Source organism: Mucilaginibacter sp. HD30 (assembly GCF_054061755.1).
Genome location: NZ_JBSSEO010000001.1, coordinates 3,074,882 through 3,099,843 on the forward strand (window position 1 = coordinate 3,074,882; position 24,962 = coordinate 3,099,843).

22 protein-coding genes are annotated in these 24,962 nt (G+C 40.7%); 13 read left to right on the plus strand and 9 right to left on the minus strand.

From position 1 onward, the window contains the following. The first annotated feature begins 10 nt into the window (after window positions 1–10). From ACVW2L_RS14665 to ACVW2L_RS14700, 8 genes are all read left to right on the plus strand, one after another. Complete coding sequence (locus ACVW2L_RS14665; protein ID WP_457128712.1) at window positions 11–715, plus strand: rhomboid family intramembrane serine protease; 705 nt, start codon at window positions 11–13, stop codon at window positions 713–715. Window positions 716–786: 71 nt separating this feature from the next. Next, a complete protein-coding gene (locus ACVW2L_RS14670) occupies window positions 787–1,596 on the plus strand; it encodes a rhomboid family intramembrane serine protease (protein WP_457128713.1) in 810 nt (269 codons plus the stop codon). Then, window positions 1,580–2,692 (plus strand): endonuclease/exonuclease/phosphatase family protein, encoded by a 1,113-nt coding sequence (locus tag ACVW2L_RS14675; protein WP_457128714.1) that lies wholly within the window; start codon window positions 1,580–1,582, stop codon window positions 2,690–2,692. Before ACVW2L_RS14670 ends, ACVW2L_RS14675 begins: the two co-directional genes overlap by 17 nt. A 128-nt stretch (window positions 2,693–2,820) precedes the next feature. Continuing rightward, window positions 2,821–4,284 (plus strand): cysteine--tRNA ligase, encoded by a 1,464-nt coding sequence (gene cysS, locus ACVW2L_RS14680; protein WP_457128715.1) that lies wholly within the window; start codon window positions 2,821–2,823, stop codon window positions 4,282–4,284. 84 nt (window positions 4,285–4,368) lie between these two features. Next, window positions 4,369–5,223, plus strand: coding sequence for a hypothetical protein (locus ACVW2L_RS14685; RefSeq protein ID WP_457128716.1), 855 nt, complete (start codon window positions 4,369–4,371; stop codon window positions 5,221–5,223). Between the two features lie 119 nt (window positions 5,224–5,342). Next, on the plus strand, window positions 5,343–5,699 hold the full coding sequence (locus ACVW2L_RS14690; RefSeq protein WP_457128717.1) for an iron chaperone: 357 nt from the start codon (window positions 5,343–5,345) through the stop codon (window positions 5,697–5,699). 205 nt (window positions 5,700–5,904) lie between these two features. Continuing rightward, window positions 5,905–8,166, plus strand: coding sequence for a Tex family protein (locus tag ACVW2L_RS14695; protein ID WP_457128718.1), 2,262 nt, complete (start codon window positions 5,905–5,907; stop codon window positions 8,164–8,166). 267 nt (window positions 8,167–8,433) lie between these two features. After that, the gene (locus tag ACVW2L_RS14700; RefSeq protein WP_457128719.1) at window positions 8,434–9,006 is read left to right on the plus strand and encodes a hypothetical protein; all 573 of its coding nucleotides are present in this window, start codon (window positions 8,434–8,436) and stop codon (window positions 9,004–9,006) included. A 39-nt stretch (window positions 9,007–9,045) separates the two neighbouring features. Here ACVW2L_RS14700 and ACVW2L_RS14705 read toward each other — a convergent pair whose 3' ends face one another. Further along, window positions 9,046–9,261, minus strand: a complete 216-nt coding sequence (locus ACVW2L_RS14705; protein WP_457128720.1) for a hypothetical protein — start codon at window positions 9,259–9,261, stop codon at window positions 9,046–9,048. A gap of 217 nt (window positions 9,262–9,478) precedes the next feature. Here ACVW2L_RS14705 and ACVW2L_RS14710 point away from each other — a divergent pair, with 217 nt between their 5' ends. The 3 genes from ACVW2L_RS14710 to ACVW2L_RS14720 all read left to right on the plus strand — a co-directional run bounded on the left by ACVW2L_RS14710 (window position 9,479) and on the right by ACVW2L_RS14720 (window position 11,531). Continuing rightward, window positions 9,479–10,357, plus strand: coding sequence for a cell division protein FtsX (locus tag ACVW2L_RS14710; protein WP_457128721.1), 879 nt, complete (start codon window positions 9,479–9,481; stop codon window positions 10,355–10,357). 71 nt (window positions 10,358–10,428) lie between these two features. Further along, entirely contained in the window at window positions 10,429–10,686 is a 258-nt protein-coding gene (locus ACVW2L_RS14715) for a DUF3098 domain-containing protein (RefSeq protein WP_457128722.1), read from the plus strand. A gap of 41 nt (window positions 10,687–10,727) precedes the next feature. After that, on the plus strand, window positions 10,728–11,531 hold the full coding sequence (locus ACVW2L_RS14720) for an undecaprenyl-diphosphate phosphatase (protein WP_457128723.1): 804 nt from the start codon (window positions 10,728–10,730) through the stop codon (window positions 11,529–11,531). 277 nt (window positions 11,532–11,808) lie between these two features. Here the strand turns inward: ACVW2L_RS14720 and ACVW2L_RS14725 are convergent, their stop codons facing one another. The 3 genes from ACVW2L_RS14725 to ACVW2L_RS14735 form a co-directional block, all read right to left on the minus strand. Beyond that, window positions 11,809–12,066 (minus strand): hypothetical protein, encoded by a 258-nt coding sequence (locus ACVW2L_RS14725; protein ID WP_457128724.1) that lies wholly within the window; start codon window positions 12,064–12,066, stop codon window positions 11,809–11,811. Window positions 12,067–12,197: 131 nt separating this feature from the next. Further along, a complete protein-coding gene (locus ACVW2L_RS14730; protein ID WP_457128725.1) occupies window positions 12,198–13,541 on the minus strand; it encodes an efflux RND transporter periplasmic adaptor subunit in 1,344 nt (447 codons plus the stop codon). Between the two features lie 20 nt (window positions 13,542–13,561). Further along, complete coding sequence (locus ACVW2L_RS14735) at window positions 13,562–14,926, minus strand: TolC family protein (protein ID WP_457128726.1); 1,365 nt, start codon at window positions 14,924–14,926, stop codon at window positions 13,562–13,564. A 129-nt stretch (window positions 14,927–15,055) separates the two neighbouring features. On the opposite strand from ACVW2L_RS14735, the gene ACVW2L_RS14740 reads away from it, so the two are divergent. Beyond that, a complete protein-coding gene (locus ACVW2L_RS14740) occupies window positions 15,056–15,685 on the plus strand; it encodes a polysaccharide deacetylase family protein (RefSeq protein ID WP_457128727.1) in 630 nt (209 codons plus the stop codon). Window positions 15,686–15,805: 120 nt separating this feature from the next. Here the strand turns inward: ACVW2L_RS14740 and ACVW2L_RS14745 are convergent, their stop codons facing one another. Together ACVW2L_RS14745 and tsaD are read right to left on the minus strand one after the other, a co-directional pair. Further along, window positions 15,806–15,976: a hypothetical protein gene (locus ACVW2L_RS14745; RefSeq protein ID WP_457128728.1), complete on the minus strand. Its 171-nt coding sequence runs from the start codon at window positions 15,974–15,976 to the stop codon at window positions 15,806–15,808. A gap of 107 nt (window positions 15,977–16,083) precedes the next feature. Continuing rightward, window positions 16,084–17,085: a tRNA (adenosine(37)-N6)-threonylcarbamoyltransferase complex transferase subunit TsaD gene (tsaD, locus tag ACVW2L_RS14750; protein ID WP_457128729.1), complete on the minus strand. Its 1,002-nt coding sequence runs from the start codon at window positions 17,083–17,085 to the stop codon at window positions 16,084–16,086. Between the two features lie 140 nt (window positions 17,086–17,225). Between tsaD and ACVW2L_RS14755 the strand changes: the two genes are divergently transcribed. Continuing rightward, window positions 17,226–21,755, plus strand: a complete 4,530-nt coding sequence (locus ACVW2L_RS14755; RefSeq protein ID WP_457130203.1) for a translocation/assembly module TamB domain-containing protein — start codon at window positions 17,226–17,228, stop codon at window positions 21,753–21,755. Here the strand turns inward: ACVW2L_RS14755 and ACVW2L_RS14760 are convergent. The 3 genes from ACVW2L_RS14760 to ACVW2L_RS14770 form a co-directional block, all read right to left on the minus strand. After that, complete coding sequence (locus ACVW2L_RS14760) at window positions 21,752–22,954, minus strand: bifunctional 3,4-dihydroxy-2-butanone-4-phosphate synthase/GTP cyclohydrolase II (RefSeq protein WP_457128730.1); 1,203 nt, start codon at window positions 22,952–22,954, stop codon at window positions 21,752–21,754. The two genes, ACVW2L_RS14755 and ACVW2L_RS14760, sit on opposite strands and share 4 nt — an antisense overlap. Before the next feature lie 114 nt (window positions 22,955–23,068). After that, the gene (locus ACVW2L_RS14765) at window positions 23,069–24,526 is read right to left on the minus strand and encodes an LptF/LptG family permease (protein ID WP_457128731.1); all 1,458 of its coding nucleotides are present in this window, start codon (window positions 24,524–24,526) and stop codon (window positions 23,069–23,071) included. Window positions 24,527–24,553: 27 nt separating this feature from the next. Continuing rightward, window positions 24,554–24,934, minus strand: coding sequence for an START-like domain-containing protein (locus ACVW2L_RS14770; RefSeq protein ID WP_457128732.1), 381 nt, complete (start codon window positions 24,932–24,934; stop codon window positions 24,554–24,556). Between the last annotated feature and the right edge of the window lie 28 nt (window positions 24,935–24,962).

A 24,962-nucleotide genomic window follows, 5' to 3' on the forward strand; every position in this document is an offset into this window, starting at 1 on the left:
TTTTATATTTATGATGCAATCTCCATTAGCCAATATATCGCCGGTTGTAAAAAACCTGCTTATTATTAATGTCATCTGCTTTTTGCCGTTTTTGTTGTTTAATCCGTCATTGGTTAATACTATATACAACCTCGCGTCGGCCCATTATTTCGATTCGCCCTTATTTAAACCGTGGCAACCCATAACCTACATGTTCTTTCATGGCGGTTGGGCACATATAATTTTCAACATGTTTGCGCTCTATTCTTTCGGAAGCATTTTAGAATACAACATGGGCTCCAAACGATTTATAATGTTTTATTTTATTTGCGGTTTGGGCGGTATTGCTTTACAATTGCTGGTGCAGGGCATAGAAGTTCATCAGCTAACCGGTTCTTTCACCGTGGCAGATAACTTTTCAGCATCATCAGATGTTATACAAAAATTACAGGGCATATATGGCTCATCAATGGTGGGTGCATCCGGAGCTATATTTGGTTTACTCATAGCTTTCGGTATGTTATACCCCAATGCCGAAATGATGATCATGTTCATCCCGGTTCCGGTAAAAGCAAAATACATTATGCCGGTTTACGTTGTTTTAGAATTAATGCTTGGCCTGGGCCAAGTTAACGGCGATAATGTTGCGCACTTTGCCCACTTAGGCGGTGCTGTTTTAGGTTTTTTATTAGTAAAAATGTGGCGCTTACAAGGCCCGGGCAAGTATGGTTATTAAGGTTACGCTGATCTATGACTTTTTGGGATAACATAAAATATAAAATAACGGCAACTCAGAGTAAGCTATTTATGCTTATCTGTATAAACGTTGCCGTTTTTTTGGCAATTAATATCCCGGGTACAATTGAGGGTTGGTTTAACCGTACAGAATATATTGCAGCCTACGCCAATGAGTATCTTTCGCTGCCTTCAAATCTGCATCGGTTGCTTATTCGTTTCTGGACGCCTGTTACCTACATGTTTATGCACGCAGATATCTGGCATATCCTGTTTAACATGTTGTGGCTATACTGGTTTGGGCAGATATTTGAAGAGTTTTTAGGCAAAAAACGCACTATTGGCCTGTATCTGTTAGGGGGCCTTGCCGGCGGGGTATTATTTGTTGTAGCTTTTAATCTGCTACCGCTATTTTCATATATCAAACATACCGGGACGGTTGTTGGGGCATCAGCAAGTGTTATGGCTATAGTGGTTGCCGCGGCTACCATTGCGCCCAACTATACTATTAACCTGATGTTAATTGGCCCGGTAAAAATAAAATGGATTGCGCTTTTTTACGTTGCTGTAGATTTTTTAAGCACCACCGGCCCTAATGCCGGCGGGCAGATAGCCCATTTAGGTGGTGCTTTGATTGGCTTTATTTATGTAAAACAGTTGCAGCGGGGCAACGACTGGATTACGGGTATGACAGGAATATTTAAACGCAAACCCACACTCAAAGTAGTATCAACCAATCGCGAAAAAAATCTTTCGGTAAAACCACGGCAGGAAGAGATAGATGCCATATTAGACAAAATCTCTCAAAACGGTTATGATAGCCTAAACAAGCACGAAAAGGAGATCCTTTTCCGGGCCAGCAAACATGAAGAAGAAATCTGATCAAAAACTTTCCTTTTTTACAAAGCTGCTGCTCTTTATTAACTGCGGGGTGGCCCTTGCTTTGCTTATTTCTTACCTGGCTCCTGTAACAGATCCGCGTAAGTTTTGGCCGGTGGCATTTTTTGGTTTGGCCTACCCACCCTTGTTACTGGCTAATGTACTTTTTATAGTTTACTGGCTAATTGCACGCAGTAAACTTGCACTGGTATCAATAGTTACAATTTTATTGGGATGGAATACGCTACACAATAACATAGGATTTTCTTTTTGGAATAAAGCCCATGAGCGCTCCGTGGGCAATTTGCGCGTGTTGAGTTACAACGTTCATAATTTCAGGAAGGGCGGGTTGCTTTTTGACGATACAACCAGACGCGGTATTTTGCGTATTATGCGCAGTAATAAGCCCGATGTTATCAGTATACAAGAATACTTCTCGCGTAAAAAAGGGCCTTATGCCATGCGAGATTCGATAAGTAATTTATTGGGCACAAATTACAGGTTTACCGAAAACAGCATGGAAAGTGAAAGCGAAGTGATAGGAGTGGCAATCTTTTCGCGCTACCCCATAATTGCCAGTGGCTCTGTTGCTATTGCCGAACCTAACAGCGGCGTACAATGTATTTATGCCGATGTAAAAAACGGCGAAAATATAGTTAGGGTCTACTGCATTCATTTACAGTCTTTCCTTTTTGAACAGGAAGACTATAAATACATTGATACGGTTGCAAAAAGCGGCAAAACCGATATCTCATCAACAAAACGCCTCGCTGCAAAACTCAAACGGGCATTTTTAAAACGGGCAGATCAGGCACTTAAAGTAAAGCAACATGCTGCAGCCTGCCCCTATCCTTATATCATATCTGGTGATTTTAATGATACACCTACATCATTTGCAGTAAACCAAGTGGCAAAGGGCATAAAAAATAGCTTCCGCGAAAAAGGCTTTGGTCTGGGCCGCACTTATAACGGCGATTTCCCCAATTATCAAATTGATTATATAATAGCGAGCAACCAATTTGATGTATTGAATTACAACATCATAAAACAAAAATTCTCAGACCATTATCCGGTCTATGCTGATGTTGTTTTGAAGTGAGCAGTTGGAGATGTTGATTAAGTGAATGTTTAAAATCTTACAATTGAATAACACAACCACCCACTTAATCAACTACTCACTTAATCAACCATTACTTAACTCAAACCTAAAATCGTAAGTTTGCCTCCATGGAGCAAAATTTGTTTGTTTACAATACCCTAACACGCAAAAAAGAACAATTTAAGCCACTTGCAGCGCCACACGTTGGCATGTACGTATGCGGCCCAACAGTTTACAGTGATGTACACCTGGGTAATTGCCGCACTTATATTTCATTCGACCTGATATTCAGGTACCTTACCCACCTTGGGTACAAGGTGCGCTATGTACGTAATATAACAGACGCGGGCCACTTAGAGGGCGATGCTGGCGACGAGGGAGAAGACAAAATATCAAAAAAGGCAAAACTGGCACAGTTGGAGCCAATGGAGATCGTACAGCAATACAGCGTTGGCTTTCACGACGTTATGCGGATACTTAACACCTTGCCACCGAGCATTGAACCAACTGCTACCGGGCATATAAGTGAACAGATTGAGCTGGTTAAAAGTATTATGACTAAAGGCTACGCCTACGAGGTGAATGGCTCAATTTATTTTGACGTTGAGAAATACAACCAAACGCAGGACTATGGCATTTTAAATGGCCGCAAGCTGGAAGATCTGCTTACCAATACCCGCGATTTAGGCGGGCAGGATGAGAAACGTGGTAAACTTGATTTTGCCTTATGGATAAAGGCCAAACCCGAGCATTTAATGCAGTGGCCCTCGCCTTGGGGTAATGGCTTTCCGGGCTGGCATTTAGAGTGTTCTGCCATGAGCGCTAAATACCTGGGCCATCAGTTTGATATACATGGCGGCGGCATTGACCTTGCGCCAACACACCATACTAACGAGATAGCGCAAAATGTGGCCTGCTGCGGTAAAAACCCCGCCAGGTACTGGATCCATACCAACATGCTTACGGTTAACGGGCAAAAAATGTCAAAATCATTAGGCAACAGTTTTTTACCTGACGAACTTTTTACCGGCAACAATTCTATCCTTAATAAAGGCTACAGCCCAATGACGGTGCGCTTTTTTATGTTACAGGCGCACTATCGCAGTACACTTGATTTTGGAAATGACGCCATGGAAGCATCCGAGAAAGGATTTAAACGACTGATGAATGCCTTGTCGTTGTTAGATACTCTTAAAGTATCTCCTGCGTCTGACGTAGAAATTGCGGCATTAACAGAACGTTGCCACCAGGCCATGAACGATGACTTTAATAGTCCAGTTTTAATTGCTGAACTGTTTGATGGAGCGCGTATCATTAACTCGGTGCACGATGGCAAGATGAACATAGATGCACACAATTTGGACCTGCTAAAAAACATGATGAATACTTTTGTGTTTGATATTTTGGGCCTGAAAAATGAACAAGCCGCCAATAATGACCTGCCTAAAGTGCTTGACCTGATAGTTTCATTACGAAACGAAGCTAAATCAAACAAAGACTACGCTACCTCTGATAAGATAAGAGATGGTTTGCAAAAAATTGGCTTCCAGTTAAAAGACAGTAAAGAAGGTACTAACTGGAGTAAAATTTAATTGATAAAATTACGTTATCAAGAAACGACACAACAAAACGGAAACAACCTTGTTTAACCGCAATAATATCACCAAAACAAAAACATGAAAAAAATATTACTGGCGACCTTAATTTTTAGCTACTCGGCATCTGCTTTGGCACAAACTGCCAAGGTTAGCAAAGTAGTAGAAGCCGAAACAAATTTTAATAAAATAGTTGCCGCTAAAGGTATAAAAGAAGGATTTTTAAGCGCGGCTGATGCGGAGGGTTTTGTTTTTAAGCCTAATCCGGTAAAAATAACCAGTTTCTATGCCAGTGTGGAAAAGCAACCTGGCACTTCTAAACAAGAACCTAAATTTGCGCGCATATCTGCAAATGGCGACCTGGCCTTTACCGCAGGGCCCTATACTTACCAAAACGGCAAGTCGGAAGATGACAAAGTATATGGTGATTATGTTTCTTTATGGCGGGCAGATGCAAATAACAAATTAAAATTATTGATACACCTGGGCATACAACACCCCGAGCCTGTAGAAAAACAATTAACTGATTTTAAAGACAGCGAGGCCAAACCGGTTAAGGAAGCGGCAGATCCTTTTAATAGTAAAACGATTATAATAAATACAGATAAAACCTTCAATATTTCTTTAACAAAATCAGAAATGGCGGCTTACAAGGAGTTTTTAAGTCCAGAAGGCAGGTATTATTTCCCTGGTTTTGAACCTATGACCGGTACAGACAAAGTATTGAAATTTATAAACAACAATGCCATCAGTATCTCTGCAGAAACCAGTGGGGCAGGGCGATCTTCAAGCGGAGACCTGGCTTACAGTTTCGGAAAAGCCACTATTAAAAAAGGAAACGTGGTTAACAATTACTACTATGTACGCATTTGGGAAATTGATGCTGCACATAAATGGAATATCCTTTTAGAAGTATTTTCTCCGCTGGAAAACTAAATCAAAATATTTAAACGCGTTGCAAGATCAGGAGGAGAAACACCCCCTGATTTTGTCGTTTTTAGCCATCAGCAAAACCGACAAATCACTTTAAATTCGATTCATCAATTTAACATACGATGAAGAATTATAAAAATATTGATGAGTACATCACGTCGTTCCCTAATGATGTGCAGATCTTACTTCAAAAAATTCGCAGCACCATTCACGCTGCCGCTCCCTCCGCCGAAGAAGCTATTAAATATGGCATACCCACTTTTGTGTTAAACGGTAACCTGGTGCACTTTGGCGGCTACAAAAAGCACATCGGGTTTTATCCTGCCCCAATGGGTATTGAAGCTTTTAAGGAAGAAACAGCGCAGTACGAGACCGGTAAAGGCACGCTACAGTTTGCGTTGGATAAACCCTTGCCACTTGACCTGATAACACGGATAGTGAAATTTAGGGTGGAGAAGAGTTTGGAGAAGAAAAAGTAATTAGTAATTAGTATTTAACTATCTAATTCATGCTCCATTTACGGTTACTTGACAAATATTGCGGTGGCTCACAGGACTCACGTAGGCTCACCCTGGCTCTGAGCCAACCATCTAACTAATCACAAATCAACCATTCACCTATTTTCCCACATCGCTTGGCATTTGTTTTTTATAAACCGATTTTCGCAGTCCGATTTATTGAATTATGACTGATCATTATAAAAAATTAGCTGCTGAATTTTCCATTGCCGAAAAGCAGGTTGTTGCCACTATTGCCTTGCTTGACGAAGGCGCTACTGTACCCTTTATTTCCCGATACCGTAAAGAACTTACCGGAAGTTTGGATGAGGTGCAGGTAGCGGGCATACGCGACCGCATACTACAACTACGCGAACTGGATAAACGCCGCGAAGCGATTCTAAACTCGCTTACCGAAATGGGCAAGCTAACACCTGAATTAGAAAGCCTGATAAAAGGTGCAGAAACGATGGTGCTGTTAGAGGATATTTACCTGCCCTACCGCCCTAAACGCAAAACGCGTGCTACAACTGCCCGCGAAAAAGGTTTGCAATCTTTGGCTGATGCATTATTGGCCCAGAACAAATTTGATATAACAGTAGAAGCAGAAATATATATATCCGAAGAAAAAGGGGTTGCAAATGCTGAAGATGCCCTTGCCGGTGCCCGCGATATTATTGCAGAGTTTATAAGTGAAAATGCCGATGTAAGGGCCAAACTACGCCAGTTGTTCCTTGAAAAAGGTGTGTTTAAAAGCAAGGTTGCACCGGGCAAAGAAGAAACCGGTATAAAATATAAAGACTACTTTGAGTGGGAAGAGCCTGTAAAATCGGCGCCATCGCATCGCATATTGGCTATGCGCCGCGGCGAAAAGGAAGAGATTCTGTTTTTGGACACCTTGCCGCCCGAAGATGAAGCGGTAAGTTTGCTGGAAAACGCTTTTATAAGGGGTCGTAATGACGCTGCTGAACAGGTGCGTTTGGCAATTTATGATGGTTACAAACGCCTGCTGCGCCCGTCGATGGAAACGGAAGTGCGCCTGCTTACGAAAAAGCGTGCCGATGAAGAAGCCATCCGGGTGTTTGCAGAAAACGCCCGCCAGCTATTGTTAGCTGCGCCGCTCGGCCAAAAACGCATGATGGCAATTGACCCTGGCTTCCGCACAGGCTGTAAGGTGGTTTGCCTGGATGAGCAGGGAAAGCTGCTGGAATACAATGCTATATTTCCGCACACAGGTGCGGGCCAGGCACGTGAGGCGCAGAAAACGGTTATTCACTTGTTTGAAAAATATAACATTGAGGCCATTGCCATTGGTAACGGCACTGCCGGTCGCGAAACTGAATTATTCGTTCGTCAGCTTAATTTGCCAAATGCAACAATTGTTATGGTTAATGAAAGCGGTGCGTCTATCTATTCAGCATCGGATGTTGCGCGGGAGGAATTTCCGGATAAGGATGTTACCGTACGCGGAGCCGTATCTATCGGTCGGCGGTTAATGGACCCATTGGCCGAACTGGTTAAAATTGATCCGAAATCAATTGGTGTTGGTCAGTACCAGCATGATGTTGACCAAACTAAATTACAGGCATCGTTAGATGACACAGTTATCAGTTGCGTAAATGCTGTTGGGGTTGAGCTGAATACGGCGTCTAAACAGATCCTATCTTATGTATCGGGTCTTGGGCCTCAACTGGCGCAAAATATTGTAAGCTATCGCGATGTTAACGGGGCGTTTACCCATCGCGAGCAGCTGAAAAAAGTACCCCGCCTTGGCGACAAAGCCTTTGAACAGGCAGCAGCGTTTCTGCGGATAAGGAATGCCGAAAACCCACTTGATACCAGCGCGGTGCACCCCGAGCGCTATCAGTTGGTGGCACAAATAGCAAAGGATAAAGGTTGTTCTGTAAGTGAATTAATACGTGACGAAAAGCTACGCAAAAGCATCCCGCTACAAAAATATATTACCGATACTGTTGGTTTACCCACCCTGAACGACATCATGGCGGAGTTGGCCAAACCCGGCCGCGACCCGCGCGAACAGTTCGAGGCATTTAGCTTTACCGAGGGAGTAAATAGCATTACTGATTTGAAACCAGGCATGAAACTACCAGGCATTGTTACCAACATTACCAATTTTGGTGCATTTGTAGATATCGGCGTGCATCAGGATGGCCTGGTACATTTGAGCCAAATAACCAACCGCTTTGTTAAAGATCCTAACGAAGTGTTAAAGGTGCATCAGCAGGTTGAGGTTACCGTTACCGAAATTGATGTAGCCCGTAAACGCATATCGCTTTCGATGAAAACCGATGAACCACAAAAAGAGCGACCGGCAAAACCGCAGCAGCCAAGTCGGCCAAATCAGCAGCAGCCGGCAAAAAAGATGCAACCCGAGCCGGAAACAGATATGGCGTTAAAGCTGGCGGCATTAAAGAACAGGTTTAAATAAATCCTTATCCCACCCCTCTCTTAAAAAAGAAAGGGGTTTTTTATTTCATAATACACTGTCTCACAAAATACTACAAATGTATTATTGATTACCCCCGCTTACATGGATAGTTTTGAATTGTCTGATCGCCGGGAAAAATTAAGGCATCATTCAAAACATCTCTGTTATTTTTGATTTGAAAGTATAGTGATTGGCGGCCTCTAAAAATTGCGGAGTTATTAGCATAGACAATTAAAACTAAATAATAACTGTAAAACCAAGGGAATCATGAAAACACGTATTACTTTAATTGCAGCTGCAATAATGCTAAGCTGCTCATCATTAATGGCTCAGGGCCTTTTAGGCGCAATTGCTTCTGGAACAAATGCAGCTAACGGCGCGGCAGGCGGTGTATCAGGCGCGGCGGGAAGTGTAAGTAACGCCGCGGGGGCCGTCGGCCAGGCAGCCGGTGCCGTAAACACACTTAAAGGTATGTTTGGTGGCAAAAAGAAAAAAGAAGCTGAGGCGGTTGCCGCAGCAGCAGCCGCTGCGGCCCTGCAAACAGCCAACGCTGCTGTTGCAAGCATACCTGCATTACCGGCCGGCGTTAAAGTTACCACTGTATCAATAACCGGAATTGACTATGCTACGCTTAAAAAATTCAACGAAAGCATTCAGGCTTGCGGTACTGTTACCGAAACCAAAATGAAGTTTAACTCAACTGCATCAACTATTGAAGTTACGCACAAAGAATCAACCGACAACCTGTTAAAATTAATGGGCGAAACCGGCAAAGACATTTTCAGCGAGAAGAACATTGAAGGGATAGAAGAGGGTAAGATCGCTTTAAAACTTAAGTAGAATCATTAAATCCCAGTCTCTTATAAATCGTTCTTTATACTAATTTAACTGATTATTTTTGGGAGGAGTTTTAACCGAATGTACCGGTTGCTCCTCCTTTTCTCGTTTTTTAGCAACATCGCCACCATGTGGCTCGTCCGCATTGTAAACTTTATCTTCTTTTTTCACTTTACTTTTTTGGCCGTTATCATTTGGTCTGTCTGTAGGCGTATCTGCCGGTGAAGGTTTATCTGTTGAGTTGGCTGGCGTGGTCATGTTAATTATTGAATGAGTGAATTAGTGATTGAATTAGTGAAGGCAAAAACCATTTACCTTCAGCTTTTACCCCTCACCTTATAATCAAAACCACTATTAATCCATATTGTTTAACTCCGTTAAATAATGTTAATATCCATGCGTTATCTGTTTAAATAAATTATAAAGTTTTACCTTTAAGCGCGTATTCTTAATTTAGCGCAACAAACACGCAAGTATGGAAGAATTTGAAGTAAGCGAGTCGGCAACAAAAACCAAGACCATTTATATTTCAACGGTATTCGGTATCTCAATGGTGCTGCTTATGGTGGGTTTATTGGGATTGATATTAGTACATGCCAATAATCTATCGCGTTACGTAAAAGAAAATATTGTGCTTAATATTTTTGTTGACGAGGCCGCGCACGAAGCAGATGTTAGGCAGCTGCAAACGCAACTTGATGCCAACCCTGCTGTTAAACAAGCTATTTATGTAAGTAAAGAACTTGCGGCCCGTAATCTGCAAAAAGATCTGGGCGAGGATTTTGTTAAGTTTTTAGGTTACAACCCGCTATCGCAGTCTTTAGATGTTTACCTCAATGCTGATTATGCTAATAACATCCAGATAACAAAGTTAAAGACTCAATTATTAAAAAATCCTTTTGTAAAAGAAGTAAAATACCAACAATCTTTGGTTGATCAAATGAACCAAAACCTTACAGCTATAAGCCTGGTGATACTGGCCTTTGCAAGTATTTTTGTAGTGGTATCCGTAGCGCTGATAAATAACACCATCAGGCTGGCTATCTATTCGCAAAGGTTTTTAATCAAATCAATGCAGTTAGTTGGCGCCACCAAAAACTTTATTCGCAAACCGTTTATACTATATGGTTTATGGCACGGCATATTAGGTGGCTTAATAGCTGTAATTATACTGATAGGTACTTTATATCTCGCCAACCTGCAAATACCAGACCTTGTGATACTTCAAAACAACTTTGAATTTGGTGCCGTGTTTTTATTGGTATTGGGTTTAGGGGTTTTTATATCAGGTTTAAGTACCTATTTAGCTGTAAACAAGTTTTTACGTTTAAAAATATACGACCTTTACAGGTAAGGTAAAGCTGAAGGGTAAAAAAATCTTTTGCCCTTCAATAAAATCAATAACGCAGTAATTCAATAATTAAAATGGCAAAGACCGCGCAAACAATATCAAAAACCAAAACCTCTAACCAGCAGGACGCCGCCAGCGCTGTTAAGTTTATTTTCGGCAAAACCAATTATCTGTGGTTTATTATCAGCATAGCTGTAGTAATGTTGGGCTTCTTCCTGATGGCTGGTACAACCGATATTTATAGCAGTACCAAAATAGTTGTGGCGCCAGTGGTAGTTTTAGCCGGTTTCGGCATAGGATTTTACGCCATCCTGAAAAAATCTGATGCCTGATAGGGCTAATGGACAGCATTTCAATCTAACATTATCGCAAAATGAATATATTTCATGTTATTGTATTGGCCATTATTGAAGGCCTTACCGAGTTTTTGCCTGTTTCATCAACCGGCCACATGGTTGTGGCAAGTTCATTAATGGGTATTGGCAAAGATGAATTTGTTAAGCTATTTGAGATAGTTATACAGTTAGGTGCCATACTGTCTGTGGTGGTGCTTTACTTTAAACGCTTTTTTCGGTCCTTTAATTTCTATATTAAACTGGTAGTAGGCGTTATTCCCGCTGTGGTTTTTGGCTTGTTGTTTAAAAGCAAAATTAGCCAGCTGCTTGAAAACCCTTTGGTGGTTGGCGTGGCATTGGTTGCCGGTGGTATTGTATTGCTTTTTGTTGACGATTGGTTCAAAAACCCAACAGTTAAAAACGAAGAAGATATAAGTTATGTTACCGCGCTTAAAATAGGTTTCTTTCAATGCTTGGCCATGATACCCGGCGTATCGCGTTCAGCATCATCAATAATAGGCGGCATGTCGCAAAAATTAAGCAGGACCGCAGCTGCGGAGTTCTCTTTCTTTTTAGCGATACCAACAATGCTTGGCGCTACCCTGAAAGACGTTTATGATTTTTATAAAGATGGAGGCATTAATCAGGCTGAACTTTATCAGGATATTAAATTTTTATTGGTGGGCAGCCTTGTGGCATTTATTGTTGCGCTATTAGCAATAAAATCATTCATTACTTTTTTAGAGCGCAAGGGTTTTAAGGTATTCGGCTGGTATCGTATTGCAGCCGGTATAGTTATAATTATACTGTACTATACAGGCAACGCTTTGCACACAATTTAATACTTAATAAAGTCACGTATAAAAAGTGCTTCAGAACATTCTGAAGCACTTTTTTTTGTACTTAATTTAGCACATGTAACATTTTAATAGTGTTAACATAACACACAATATATTTTTTGGTACAACGTTTGTATAATGTTATTCAGTTACAACGAATTAACGCAATGTGCCTCAAGGCACATCTCTTCATATAATTGGTTTATAATTGGTTTAGAAAGAGCTCCTGCCCATCAGGAGCTCTTCTTGTTTATACTCCGTTAGTTAGCTTCTACAAAAACTAATCGACCGGAAGATATATACCCCAAACATTGTTGGAAAACTCGCCCGCAGCGAATAACACAGTTCCCATTCCATCAGTAATTTCATATACGTCCATAGAGTGATCCTGCTGGTATAGCGGATCTTTTACGTGAATACTATAGCCAAGGGATCGCCACTCATGCTCCCATAAGTTTAAACCGTTTATAAGCAACTCTTCGTAACTAACTACTGATTTGTAAAACCTCCATTTTCTTTCTGTAGGATCAAAAGTCACTTCGTTGTATTCGTGATAGATTAAATATTATGCCGACGTAAACGCCCCATTTAAAGTAACCAAAAATTATTCTTAAAAAAAAAGGCCAACTCTTTCGGGTCGGCCTTAATTTAGTTACTTGTTTATACTATCTATTCCTTACCTTCTTTGGTAAATAATTTGCTTTTGTCAACCTTTTCAACCAAAGCGTCGTCTTTCAAAGTCTTTGAAATTGCGGGATATGGAGCCGAAACAACCTCATCACCCACTTTAATGCCGGATAATATCTGCACATAGGTATCGTCCTGGATACCGGTAGTTACCTGTACTTGCTTTACTTTACCCGGAGCCAGGTAAATAAATACATACTCTTTTGCAGGAGCCGCGCTCGCAGTAGTTTTTTCTTCAGCGCTTTCATCTTTCTTAGGGCCTGTTTCGTCCTTTTTCTCGTCGCGGGTGGTTACCGCTTGTATTGGAACTGACAATGCTTTGGTATGATTAGTTTGAATATCAACAGTAGCCGTAAGTCCCGGACGGAAAGGTGATGGATTAACAGCCTTTGCATTTAACATGTCAGTATATGATTTAGGATCAATACGAACTTTCACTGTAAAGTTAGTAACCTGGTCTGCAGTGGTACCCACTACGTTTGCAGAGCTACCAATCTCTGATACTGTTCCTTTGAATTTTTTACCAGAGAACGCGTCAACCTGTATCACAGACTCATCGCCTAAAGTTATGCGGTTAATATCATTTTCATTCACATCAACATTTACGTCCATCTCGTTAAGGTTTGAAATGGTCATTATCTCTGTGCCCGCAAATTGAGCAGTACCTAAAACGCGTTCACCAAGTTCTACAGACAGTTTTGAAACCACGCCATCAACCGGAGAATAGATAGTGGTTTTTAACAGATTATCGCTTGCTTCTTTAACGCTTGCTGCTGTTTGCTCCAACCCAAATCTGGCACCTATAACGCTCTGCTTAGCGGCTTCTAAACCTGCTACAGCGCTCTCATAGGTAGCTTTAGCCTGATCAAACTCGGCAGCTGTAAGCACTTTTTTGTCAAAAAGCTCTTTGCTGCGTTTGTAATTGGCAGCCTGGTTGTTGTAAGTAGCTTCGGCTTGCTTTTGCTGTTGGCTTGAATTAGCCACATTTGCTTTTTGCGAGTTTAATGAAGCCACAGCCCTGTTATAGCCTGATTGCAAAATATCCGGGCGAATACGGATCAACAACTGACCTTTTTTAACCACGTCGCCTTCTTTGATAGGCAGCTCTACTACCTCACCAGAAACTTCCGGACTAATTTTTACTTCAACATGCGGCATTATTTTTCCGCTTGCTGATACTGTTTCATTTATTTCGCGGTCAGCGGCCTTTTCAGTAGCTACTTTAGTTTTCGGCTCTTTGCCAATAACGCCGGTTGCTTTACCAACAACAAGCAGCACCACTAAGATGCCTAAACCAATCAGAATATATTTTGTAGTTTTTCCCATGATGTGCAGGATTTTTTATTTTAAAGAGTTATAGTGTTTCCTAAGTAATAGTCAATAATTTTGCTTCTAAATATGACAGAGTATTGCGCCTGTATCATATCGTTTTGCGATCTGTTATAGTTAGTAACAGCAGTATTGTAATCTAACGAGTTAACCAAACCTACATCATAACGTTGTTGTGTAACGTTCAATGCATCGCGGTTAGCTTCAAATGTTTGCGTGGCCGATTGGTACTGTTTGTTAGCAGCGTTTAAATCAAGCACTGCCTGTATAATTATTTTGCTAAGATTGTTTTTAGCTATTTGGGTATTTAACTGTGCGTTCTGAAAATTCAACTCAGCCTTTTTAACGTTAGTATGCGCATTAAAGCGGTTAAATATGGGTATATTCAAACTTAAACTTATTGACTGATTGAAGTTATCTCTTATCTGATCAAAAAACTGATAATCAACTGCCGTGTTATTTAAAAACTTCTTAAACCTGTTGTTATAAGTAGAACCAACGCCGCCTGATAAACTTAAGGTTGGATAAAAAGTACCGCGAGCTATTTTGATGGATTGCGCAAACGTTTTTTGACGAGCCTCTGCCAATTTTATATCCGGATTGATATCCAAAGCTGTTCTTACCACCTGGTTAGCATCAAAAATAGTTTGAACATTTGTTAAACGGCTAATGTCCGGCTTCTCAACTGTTATTTCGGTATTTGGATTCATCTCCATATACTGTTTCAACACCAAAATCGAAATATTAAGCTGGTTTTGAGCATTAATTAAATTAAGATTGGCAGTGGCTACCTGGGCCTTTGCCTGCGACAAATCAGCCAGTGTTTGGCGGCCTGCATCAAAACTTATTTGCGAACGCTGCAAAGTTTGGTTAGCTATATCGCCTTGTTGGGTGGCAGCAGTTACCAGATCCTGATTAATTAATATTTGCAAATAAGTGGTTACAACATTTAATATCAGGTCGTTTTTAATTTTAGAGGTATTGCTCTTATTAACCTCAACAGTTAACCTGTTTTGGATAATCTGATTGCGCAATTGACCGCCCTGAAACAATGTAAGCGACATTTGGGCATTAGCATTGACACTTTGTGCTGTCGATGACAGATAATCAGAAGTACCTGTTATTAAACTCCGCCCGAAATTGTATCCTGTTGATGTAAAAGCAGTTAAGCTTGGCAGCTGATTGTACTGTGATTGCTGCAAATCGGCATATCCTACAGCTTCACTTACTTGTGCCTGTTTTATGTTAAGGTTATTGGCCAACATGCGGTCAACCGCCATTTGTAGAGTAATTTTCTCTTGCGCTTTAACAGTAAAACTTGCAGCCATGAACAGTGTGACTATTAAGCCTGCCCGTTTTAAAACTGATGTATTTTGCTTCATATGGGTTATTGTGTACAAATAATTGAGATGTTATACCTTAGATAATTAGATTTGGCTTTACATTAGTGCATGTTTCACTAATAAAGGGTTTTTCTGATCTCTCCTGTATAGGGGCTCTCTTGTTTGAAAATGTATCTGGTTAAAACACCGTGGTTGCTAAAAAAAATATATCCCCAACTAATTTGGGATAGTGATAAACGCGACCGTGTTATTTATCTCACCTTTGACGACGGCCCTATACCAATTGTTACACCATTTGTTTTAAATATTTTAGAACAATATAAGGCAAAGGCCACTTTTTTTTGCATTGGTGAAAACGTCACTAAACATACGGATATTTTCGCTAAGGTAAAAGCGGCAGGGCATACAATCGGCAATCATACATTTAACCATTTAAACGGCTGGGCTACAGCGGATGATGTTTACTTGCAAAACTTTGTAAAAGCCGACGAATTCCTACACACATCATTATTCCGCCCCCCGTATGGCCGAATTAAACGTTCGCAAATAAAATTGCTAAAAGAACACCACCCCAACCTTAAAATTATTATGTGGGATGTTTTAAGCGGAGATTTTGATACAACGCTGAGCCCCGAAAATTGCCTGCAAAATGTTTTAAAGCACACAGAACCGGGCTCTATTATTGTTTTTCACGATAGTTTAAAAGCTTTTGAACGGTTGGAGTACGTTTTGCCAAAGGCAATGGAGGTGTGGAGCAAGGCGGGATATACGTTTAGTTGCCTGAACCAGAATGTCTGAACCAGGATTTTTAGGATGGAAGGATTTAGGATTGTAATGGCAATTTGAATTTCCGCCCGAGAAAATTGCTGGAATGATTGGAAAGAATCCTACATCCCTTAAATTCTACAAATCCTAATCTTACTTACCTCCTGTTTTTACATACATCCACGCAATGCCGGCAATTACCGTAACTGCCAGCACTATAAGCCCTATCCAGCCTTTGCGCTTATCCTGTTTAAGCAGCCAAATTAAAAATACAAGGAGCGGCAGTACAAATATTGCCCAGAAAATTAATGATGGTGCTGACATTTCTATAATGAGAGAATTAATGATTGAGTGAATTAGCGATTAAATTACTTTATTAACGATTGAAATGACCATTCACTTATTCAAAACTCACTCAATCATTCATTAAACTAAATCGGCATCCTCGCCAGCGGCGCTACATCCTGCCCGGTAAAATCGCCTTTTAAATATTTATGGTAACCAGCTATAGCTATCATACCTGCATTATCAGTGCAATACTGCATGGCGGGTATAAAATAGTTCCATCCGTTCTTTTCTGCTAATTGTTGCAACCCTAACCGCAAACCGGTATTAGCAGACACACCGCCCGCCAAAGCTACATCCTTTATACCATATTGCCTTGCGGCCTTTTCAAACTTGTTAAGCAGTATGGTTACAATGCGCTTTTCAACTGAGGCGCAAATATCATTTAAATTTTCCTGTATAAAATTGGGATTAGCAGCTACATTATCGCGGATGAAATAAAGTATAGAAGTTTTTAATCCGCTAAAGCTGTAGTCAAACCCCGCAATTTGTGGCTCCGGGAACTTAAACCTCTCGGCATTGCCTAAACGTGCGTGCTTATCAATAAGTGGCCCGCCGGGGTAAGGCAAGCCCAGTATTTTGCTGGTTTTATCCATGGCTTCGCCCGCTGCGTCATCCAAAGTTTGGCCTATCACTTCCATCTCAAAATAATCTTTCACCAAAACTATCTGTGTGTGTCCACCTGATACTGTAAGGCACAAAAACGGGAACGATGGCTTTTTATCTGCAATAAAATGCGCCAAAACGTGTGCCTGCATGTGATTAATCTCAATAAGCGGGATGCTGTTTGCCAGCGCAAACGCCTTAGCAAAGGATACACCAACCAGTAAAGAACCTAATAAACCGGGGCCGCGTGTAAAAGCTACAGCATCAATATCATTTTTGTTTACTTTTGCGTTTAATAATGCTTGTTGTACGGCCGGAACTATGTTCTGCTGATGAACCCTCGAGGCAAGCTCGGGCACAACACCTCCGTAAGCTTCGTGTATGGCCTGGTTGGCAATAACGTTGCTTAAAACAGCCCCGTCCACACATACGGCAGCAGAGGTATCATCGCAGGAAGATTCTATGGCTAATATTACGGGCATTTTGCAAAAGTCAAAATTCAAAAGCTAAAAGTCAAAAACTCCTTTAGCCTTTGGGCGGGTTGTAAATATAAATTCAAAATGTGAAACACTTTACGCGTTTTTGAATTTTTACTTTTGAATTGTAAATTAAACTCAAAGTTATTAAAAAAGTCCTCAAAATAACCCTCGGCATTGTTCTGCTCCTGTTTTTAATGCTGAGCATTTTGCTATTGGTATTTCAGTATCAGCCGGTGCAAACCTGGGCGGCTAAAAAAGTAACGCATTATCTTTCAGAAAAACTGGGTACCAAGGTTGATATAAAGAGCATTTATATAAAACCTTTTACATCTATAGTGCTGGAAGACTTTTATGTGCTGGACAAGCAGAACGACACACTTATACGCACGCCAAAACTTACAGTGGAGCTAAACGGTTTCTCAGTTTTTTCAAGCATACCCGATAGGAAAATAGATCTTAAGCTTATTCAGCTGGATAATGGTTCTTTTTACCTTAAAAATCTTGCCGGCAATAAAACCAACTTCAAGTTTATAATAGATAGCCTTGCCTCTAAAGACACTAGCAAAACTACTCCTGTTACAAAAAGCAAACCCTGGACACTCATCTTTCAAAAAATAGCGGTCAATAACTTTCATTTCCGTTATAAAAACACGCTTAAAAAGGATGTTGTTAAGGGAGTAAACTTTGATGATGTTGATGTGCGCAACTTCAGTACGGTTGTAAATAATATGGATATTTATAACCATCTGTTTAAGGCACAGGTGCGCAACCTTACCCTGAAAGAAAAAAGCGGCTTCAACATAAAAAACTTTACAGCTAATGCCACCGTTGATTCTAACCAAATACTGGTAGAGAAACTATTGCTTAAAACGCCCAACTCAAATATTAAGGACTACCTGCGCATGCGTTTCAAAACGTTTGATGACATGAAGGACTTTGAAAACAAAGTGCGCATGGAAGGGCGATTTAAATCGTCGCATATTTCATCAAAAGACATTGCATACTTCGCCGATCTGGAAAAAATGAAATTCGAGTTGGGCCTTAACGGTCACATCCAGGGCAAAATGAATGACCTGCGCGCCAAAGACCTTGTAGTTACAACCGGCCAGGCAACGTTTGTTAAAGGTGATTTTAGCGTAAAAGGATTGCCAGACTTTGACAAAACATTTATGGAACTTGACTTTGATCAGGTGGCTACCAACAAAAAAGACCTTGACCGCGTTATTGCAGGCTTTACGGGCAACACTAAAACTAAGGCTCCGGATATTCTTTCAAAATTTGGCAACATAAGTTTCAAAGGCAGGTTCACCGGCTTGCAAAACAACTTTGTTGCCTACGGCAGTTTCAAAACTAAATTAGGAAGGTTTGATCCGGATATCAATCTTAAAATTGACAAGAATGGCCACCCAAGCTATAGCGGCAAAATAAACGCTTACGATTTTGATCTGGGTACATTATTAGACGAAGCTGACCTGGGCCGTGCCACCTTTAACGCAAATGTGCAGGGAAGTGGTGATAAGCTGGAAACGCTAAATGAAAAGGTAATTGCAAAAATTGCACACATTTATTTTAAAGGATATAACTATCACAACGTTGCAGTAAATGGCAATTTTATAAACCAAAAAGTGAGCGGAAAGCTAACTATAAATGACGTTAACGTAAAACTTGATGCCGATGGTAGTGTCAATCTAAAATCTGATCTGCCAGAATATGATTTCTCAGCACTTATAACCGATGCGCATCTAAATAAGCTTAAATTATTAAAAGACACCATTACTATAAGCACTCAAATAAAAACAAAAATAACAGGTAACAGCCTAAAAAACCTACAGGGCGAAGCACTGTTTTCGCCCATCCGCATTGTTGATCCGCGCAATAATTACCTGCTTGATTCTATATATATTGCCGCAGTAGGCGCCGGCGATGTGCGTTCTATCAATTTCCGGTCTGATGCCTTAGATGGAAGCATAAAGGGAAGTTATGATCTGGCTACCCTGCCATCCTATTTTAAAACCATCGTTAAAAAATATATTCCATCGTTAAAAACAACCATAGTCGAGCCCAAACCGCAGAACTTTGAGTTTAACCTTTCCATTAAAAACCTTGATCCGCTTACAGCTATATTTTTACCTGAGTTGAAAATACCCGAGCGGGGAACTTTTATAGGGCGATTTAATTCTGAAGATAAAACAGCCACTCTTAATGGTTTTATTAAAACTATTAAGTATGGCGATATGGTTTTTCACGATTTCATCCTTGACGAATCTACATTGGACCAGTTTATGAGTTTGAACATATCCATGAGTCGCGTAGATCTTACTGAAAAGCTTTATCTGAAAGACGTAGACGTAACCAATTTTTTGAATAACGACAGCCTAAAGTTTAACATAAAGCTTGCGGATAAAAACGCAACCAACCAGCTGGACCTTTACGGCCGCGTGGCTTTTGGCCGCGATACTTTGGCTAAATTAGAGATCCTACCTTCTGATGTTATATTGGAGAATCAGAAATGGCACGTTGAAGAAGCAGTTAGAGTGCGTTTTCTTGAGGGTAAAGCACAGGTCTCGGGTTTTGAGCTATCCAACGGTTTGCAAAAAGTAAAGGTTGATGGATTGATCTCTCCATCTATTAATGATAAGCTCAATGTGGTTTTTGAGCAGTTTAACATGGGCACTTTTAACCAGCTTACCAGAACGTCTGACATTGAATTACATGGCTTACTTAATGGCAATGTGGAGCTTTCATCTATCCTTAAATCGCCTGGGATTGATGCAAAATTAAAGATCGACTCGCTTAAAATGAACACCACACAAATAGGCGATGTATCTATTGTATCAAACCTTGATAATGAGAAGCAAAGGGCAGCCGTTAAAATGGGAATAACATCAAACGGCCTTAAAACATTAGATATTGACGGAACTTATTTTATAAAAAATAACGAAGATGATGGGCTTGATTTTAACATAACAATGGATAAAACAAAGGCTATTATTTTTGAACCATTTATTAAAGACCTGGTATCAAATATTAAAGGCACGCTCTCCACCGATCTTAAACTTACCGGAACACCTAAAAGGCCGCAGCTCAACGGCGATGTTGAATTTAATGATATGGGGGTAACAGTTAATTACCTTAAAACACCATTTATTTTAAATGATAAGGTAACGGTAAAAAACAGCATCATCAACATTGAAAAACTCACATTGAGGGATACTATTGGCGGGAAAGGTGTTGCAACGGGGAGCGTTAACCTTGCCGACCCCGGTAATCCAATAATTGATGTTAAGCTTACTGTAGAGAACGGCAACGCTTTAATGGCGCTTAACACAACTTTCAAAGACAATCACGTGTACTTTGGCAAAGCCTTCGCTACCGGCGATTTTAGCTTTAAAGGCCCCGTTGATAATATGAGCATTGATATTGATGCAACCACCCAGGCAGGCACTGTATTTAATCTTCCTTTAAATGCATCGTCAACAGTGAGCGACTATGACTTTATAAAGTTTGTAAGCCATAAAGACACTACTAACGTTGAGGTTGATAAAAAGAAAAACTTTAACGGCGTTACTCTTAATTTTTTGTTAGATGTAGACGAAAAAAGTACTGTGATAATTACAACTGATTATGGCGTGTTGCAAGGAAGTGGAACCGCCCGCAGACTTAGCCTTAAAATAAACAGTTTGGGGGATTTTGAAATGTTTGGCGACTTTAACATCACATCGGGTAAGTTTGAATTCACGGCAAAAAACTTCATCAGCAAAAATTTTGTAGTAAACCAGGGTGGTAACATACGCTGGACCGGCAACCCCGCCAATGCCGAAATTAATTTAAATGCGGTATATGAAGTGCGAACACCTGTTTCGCCCCTATATACAGCTGCAGGTTTGCAATCGCCAAGAGGTAACCAGCAGGTATTGGTACAGGCTAATTTACTTATTACAAAATCGCTTTTAAAACCGAATATTGATTTTGACTTTAACTTCCCTACAGATCCACAGATTAAGGAAGATGTAAGCACCTATTTAGCCGACAACAATAACCGTAGCCAGCAAGCGCTCAGCATTATAGTCCGTCGTGTTTTTGCGCCGGGCACAGGCAGTAATTTAGGCAACCAGGTTTTTAATACGGCTTATAGCGCTATAAGTGAGTTTGCGTTTAACAAGTTAAACAGCCTTATATCACAATCAAATATTAAAGGGTTTGACCTCAATATAAAGTCGCCAAGCGATGCAAGTGCATCTCTTAAATTTATGAATGAGCGATTAATATTCAACGGGAGTTTATTCAATAACAGCGGTAATAACAGCATATTTAACAGTAATAACAGCTTACTAAACTCAGACTTTAACAAGCTTACAAAAGATTTTGAGGCGTTGTACCGCATTAGGCCTGACGGTAACTTAACTGCCCGCTATTCGTACCGGGTACTTAATACCAATACAATTAATACTGCAGATCAACTTAACGTGCAGTATGTTAACGGTTTGGGCTTAGTTTACCAAAAAGATTTTGACAACTTCGGCGATTTTTTCAAAAATATATTCAGAAACAGTAACCGTCGTAACCGCCGGTTAATTCCACTTGACCAAAGTGTTCCATTAGTACCTACGCCCGGAACCTTACCAAAAGCAGATACCCCAGGCGGCCCGGCTAATAAAGACGAAGAAGATTAGTGATTGCGTAAAATAGCGTGATCCATTTTATCACGCTTGGTTCGTAAATAGACCTCGTTATGTGGATTAGGTGCTATTTCTATCGGTACATTCTCAACCACTTCAAGCCCATAACCAGTAAGACCCGCACGTTTTTTAGGATTGTTACTCAGCAACCTCATTTTTGATATACCCAGGCTACGTAATATTTGAGCGCCTACGCCATAATCACGCTGATCCATTTTAAAACCCAGCTTTATATTAGCTTCAACAGTATCAAAACCGTTTTCCTGCAAATTATACGCTTTAAGTTTATTTACAAGGCCAATACCTCGCCCTTCCTGGTTCATGTAAACAATAACGCCTTTACCTGCCTTTTCTATCATCTCCATAGCGGCGTGCAATTGCGGGCCACAATCGCAACGGCATGATCCAAAAATATCGCCAGTAACACATGAGCTATGCACACGCACCAAAACAGGTTCATCCGGCTCCCAGGTTCCCTTTGTTAATGCGATATGATTATCACCTGTATTAACTTGCGTGTAAGCGGTCATTTCAAATTCGCCCCATTCGGTTGGTAACTTAACAGATACTTCCTTTTTTATCAAAGTTTCTGTATCCAACCGGTACGCTATCAGATCTTTGATAGAAATTATTTTAAGATCAAGTTCCTTAGCTATTTCCTTTAATTCGGGCAGGCGAGCCATGTCACCGCTTTCGCTCATTATTTCGCATATTACCCCAGCCGGCTCAAAGCCTGCCATTACAGCAAGATCTACAGCTGCCTCAGTATGACCAGAGCGCCGTAGTACGCCTCCGTTTTTTGCTATCAACGGAAATATATGTCCCGGCCGGCCCAGATCTGCAGGCTTAGTGTTTGGATCTATTAAAGCAAGTATGGTTTTTGATCTGTCGCTCGCAGAAATTCCGGTGGTACAACCTTCTAAAAGATCAACAGATACCGTAAAATTAGTTTCGTGCGATGTAGTGTTATGGCTAACCATAAGCTCCAGCTCTAACTCAGATGCACGCTGTTGCGTTATAGGCGCACAAACAAGCCCCCGCCCATAGCGGATCATGAAATTTACTATTTCAGGGGTTGCGTTACGCGCGGCAGTTAAAAAATCACCCTCGTTTTCCCTATCCTCATCATCAACCACAATAATAGTTTTACCGGCTTTTATAGCTTCAATAGCTTCTGGAATGGTGTTAAGCATGTTATCAAATTAACGGCTTTTGTTTGACTACCAATGCCGCTTAACAAAGTTAACGCATATTAAAAAAATAAACGTCGGTGGTTTGTAAATATATAGGCTATCTGCGCCGCTATGTTAAACCACTTGTTTTTTGCTGAAGAGGGATTTTACTTTAGTTAACAAATTGGTAAAAAAGCGTTTATAAAGTTCGGCATCAAAAATAGCCGAATCATTGGCCGCTTTGTAAGACAAGAAGATACCGATGGGAGTAAGCACGATTATACTGATCCACATGCCTATAAATGGCGACGCGTCTCCGGACTTAACAGCTTTTTCGCCAATTGTTGAAATAATGTAATAGATGAGAAAGAATATTACTGAAACTACTACGGGCAGGCCCAATCCGCCTTTTCTAATAATGGCGCCAAGCGGTGCACCTATGAGGAACAGTGCCAGGCAAGCGGCAGACAAGGTAAATTTCTTATAGTATTCAACCTGGGCACCGTGTTCACTCAAAGCTATATTTTCAACGGCACCCTTTCTGATCTTATATTGCTCTTTTACAGAATTCACTTCGCCCTGGGCAGTTGAAACGGCCTGCTGTTGCTCTGCTACCGGCAATGCGCTAAACCAATTAGCTTTATAGGCAACAGGTTTAATAGCTGGGCTATCGGGCTTATTCGGTACAGAAAAGTATTTTATAAACGGTTTGGTTACGTTAAAATTTGCTACCCGGTTACTGTCTAATACGTGGTTAAGAATGCGTATCGTATCGCGCAGCATTCGCAGGTTCATCATTTGAAATGCACCTTTAAAAGCGCTTTCATCGGTTCTTTTAAATGATCCTATCCCGCTAAGGTCAAGCTTTTGAGTAGTGGACTTGAATCGTTGCCTTATAAAAACCCGTCTTGGGATATAGACGCCACTACCCGATCCGGCGTTTTCTTCATATCGTATGCCGTCTGTAAGCTCTATTATTAAATATTTATTGTCAAATGAGCGATACATTTTACCCTGTTTAGCCATCACCATAAACGAGGTGTTTTTAAGCGGATCTTTAGAATAAATAGTTAATCCGTAAAGTGTTTGGCCATCCGGATCTTTTTTTTGCACGCGTATGGTATTGTTAGAAAAACTGTTACTAAAAACGCCCTCGGGTAAAAAATTGGCTGATTTCTGTTCGCGCGCATCGTACAATAACGAAAAATATTTATAGTTGGCAATAGGCAGCATATAGTCGGAGAAAAAAAAAGCGCCCATGCTTAAGGTACAAACTAAAAAAAACATGGGATACATAGCACGGGTGAGTGATATGCCCGCAGATTTGATGGCTACCAGTTCGTAGTTTTCGCCCAGGCTTCCATATGTCATGATAGACGAAAGTAAAACCGACAAAGGCAAAGCCATTGCTACGTTAGTAGCCGAGGCATAAGCCATCAGTTCCAATATGATGTACCACTGGAAGCCCTTCCCTATCAGATCGTCAATGTATTTCCACAGAAATAACATCAGCAACACAAACATTACTATCAAAAACGTAACCAGGAAAGGCCTTATAAAAGATTTGAGGAGTAACAGGTGTATCTTTTTCACGCGTGCAAAATTAGGGAAAATTAACCCTTATGCACCTAAAACGCTAATAAGGTACTGAATCTGATTATCCCATATCAATTTTCTTTCGCCCATTGCCTCTTCTGTAGAAAAATCGGTAACAGCAAGAGCAACGTCATTGGTCAGCTCATCCTGTACTATCTCCATCTCGAAATAACAATGCGGCTCGTCGTCTAACCACTTAAACCTTACCAGTTTATTTTCGCGGGCGTTAACCAGTTTCGCTTTTTGCTGCTCACCGTCCCAGGTGAAAGTATAGGTCTGCTCGCGAATATTAACATCATCAGCAAACCATTGCGCCAGCCCGTTAGGTTCAACTAAAAAAGTGTATAATATGCGTGGCGACGATTTTATCTCGTACTCAATAGAGAATTTTTTCTTTTCAGACATAGGGGTTTATAATTGATGGCCCGGATTG

What these genes read in the sequence shown, in the direction of transcription:
- ACVW2L_RS14665 (WP_457128712.1), top strand. Translation starts at nt 11, where the DNA reads ATGATGCAATCTCCATTAGCCAATATATCGCCGGTTGTAAAAAACCTG.
- ACVW2L_RS14670 (WP_457128713.1), top strand. Translation starts at nt 787, where the DNA reads ATGCTTATCTGTATAAACGTTGCCGTTTTTTTGGCAATTAATATCCCG.
- ACVW2L_RS14675 (WP_457128714.1), top strand. Translation starts at nt 1,580, where the DNA reads ATGAAGAAGAAATCTGATCAAAAACTTTCCTTTTTTACAAAGCTGCTG.
- cysS (WP_457128715.1), top strand. Translation starts at nt 2,821, where the DNA reads ATGGAGCAAAATTTGTTTGTTTACAATACCCTAACACGCAAAAAAGAA.
- ACVW2L_RS14685 (WP_457128716.1), top strand. Translation starts at nt 4,369, where the DNA reads ATGAAAAAAATATTACTGGCGACCTTAATTTTTAGCTACTCGGCATCT.
- ACVW2L_RS14690 (WP_457128717.1), top strand. Translation starts at nt 5,343, where the DNA reads ATGAAGAATTATAAAAATATTGATGAGTACATCACGTCGTTCCCTAAT.
- ACVW2L_RS14695 (WP_457128718.1), top strand. Translation starts at nt 5,905, where the DNA reads ATGACTGATCATTATAAAAAATTAGCTGCTGAATTTTCCATTGCCGAA.
- ACVW2L_RS14700 (WP_457128719.1), top strand. Translation starts at nt 8,434, where the DNA reads ATGAAAACACGTATTACTTTAATTGCAGCTGCAATAATGCTAAGCTGC.
- ACVW2L_RS14705 (WP_457128720.1), bottom strand. Translation starts at nt 9,261, where the DNA reads ATGACCACGCCAGCCAACTCAACAGATAAACCTTCACCGGCAGATACG.
- ACVW2L_RS14710 (WP_457128721.1), top strand. Translation starts at nt 9,479, where the DNA reads ATGGAAGAATTTGAAGTAAGCGAGTCGGCAACAAAAACCAAGACCATT.
- ACVW2L_RS14715 (WP_457128722.1), top strand. Translation starts at nt 10,429, where the DNA reads ATGGCAAAGACCGCGCAAACAATATCAAAAACCAAAACCTCTAACCAG.
- ACVW2L_RS14720 (WP_457128723.1), top strand. Translation starts at nt 10,728, where the DNA reads ATGAATATATTTCATGTTATTGTATTGGCCATTATTGAAGGCCTTACC.
- ACVW2L_RS14730 (WP_457128725.1), bottom strand. Translation starts at nt 13,541, where the DNA reads ATGGGAAAAACTACAAAATATATTCTGATTGGTTTAGGCATCTTAGTG.
- ACVW2L_RS14735 (WP_457128726.1), bottom strand. Translation starts at nt 14,926, where the DNA reads ATGAAGCAAAATACATCAGTTTTAAAACGGGCAGGCTTAATAGTCACA.
- ACVW2L_RS14740 (WP_457128727.1), top strand. Translation starts at nt 15,056, where the DNA reads ATGTATCTGGTTAAAACACCGTGGTTGCTAAAAAAAATATATCCCCAA.
- ACVW2L_RS14745 (WP_457128728.1), bottom strand. Translation starts at nt 15,976, where the DNA reads ATGTCAGCACCATCATTAATTTTCTGGGCAATATTTGTACTGCCGCTC.
- tsaD (WP_457128729.1), bottom strand. Translation starts at nt 17,085, where the DNA reads ATGCCCGTAATATTAGCCATAGAATCTTCCTGCGATGATACCTCTGCT.
- ACVW2L_RS14760 (WP_457128730.1), bottom strand. Translation starts at nt 22,954, where the DNA reads ATGCTTAACACCATTCCAGAAGCTATTGAAGCTATAAAAGCCGGTAAA.
- ACVW2L_RS14770 (WP_457128732.1), bottom strand. Translation starts at nt 24,934, where the DNA reads ATGTCTGAAAAGAAAAAATTCTCTATTGAGTACGAGATAAAATCGTCG.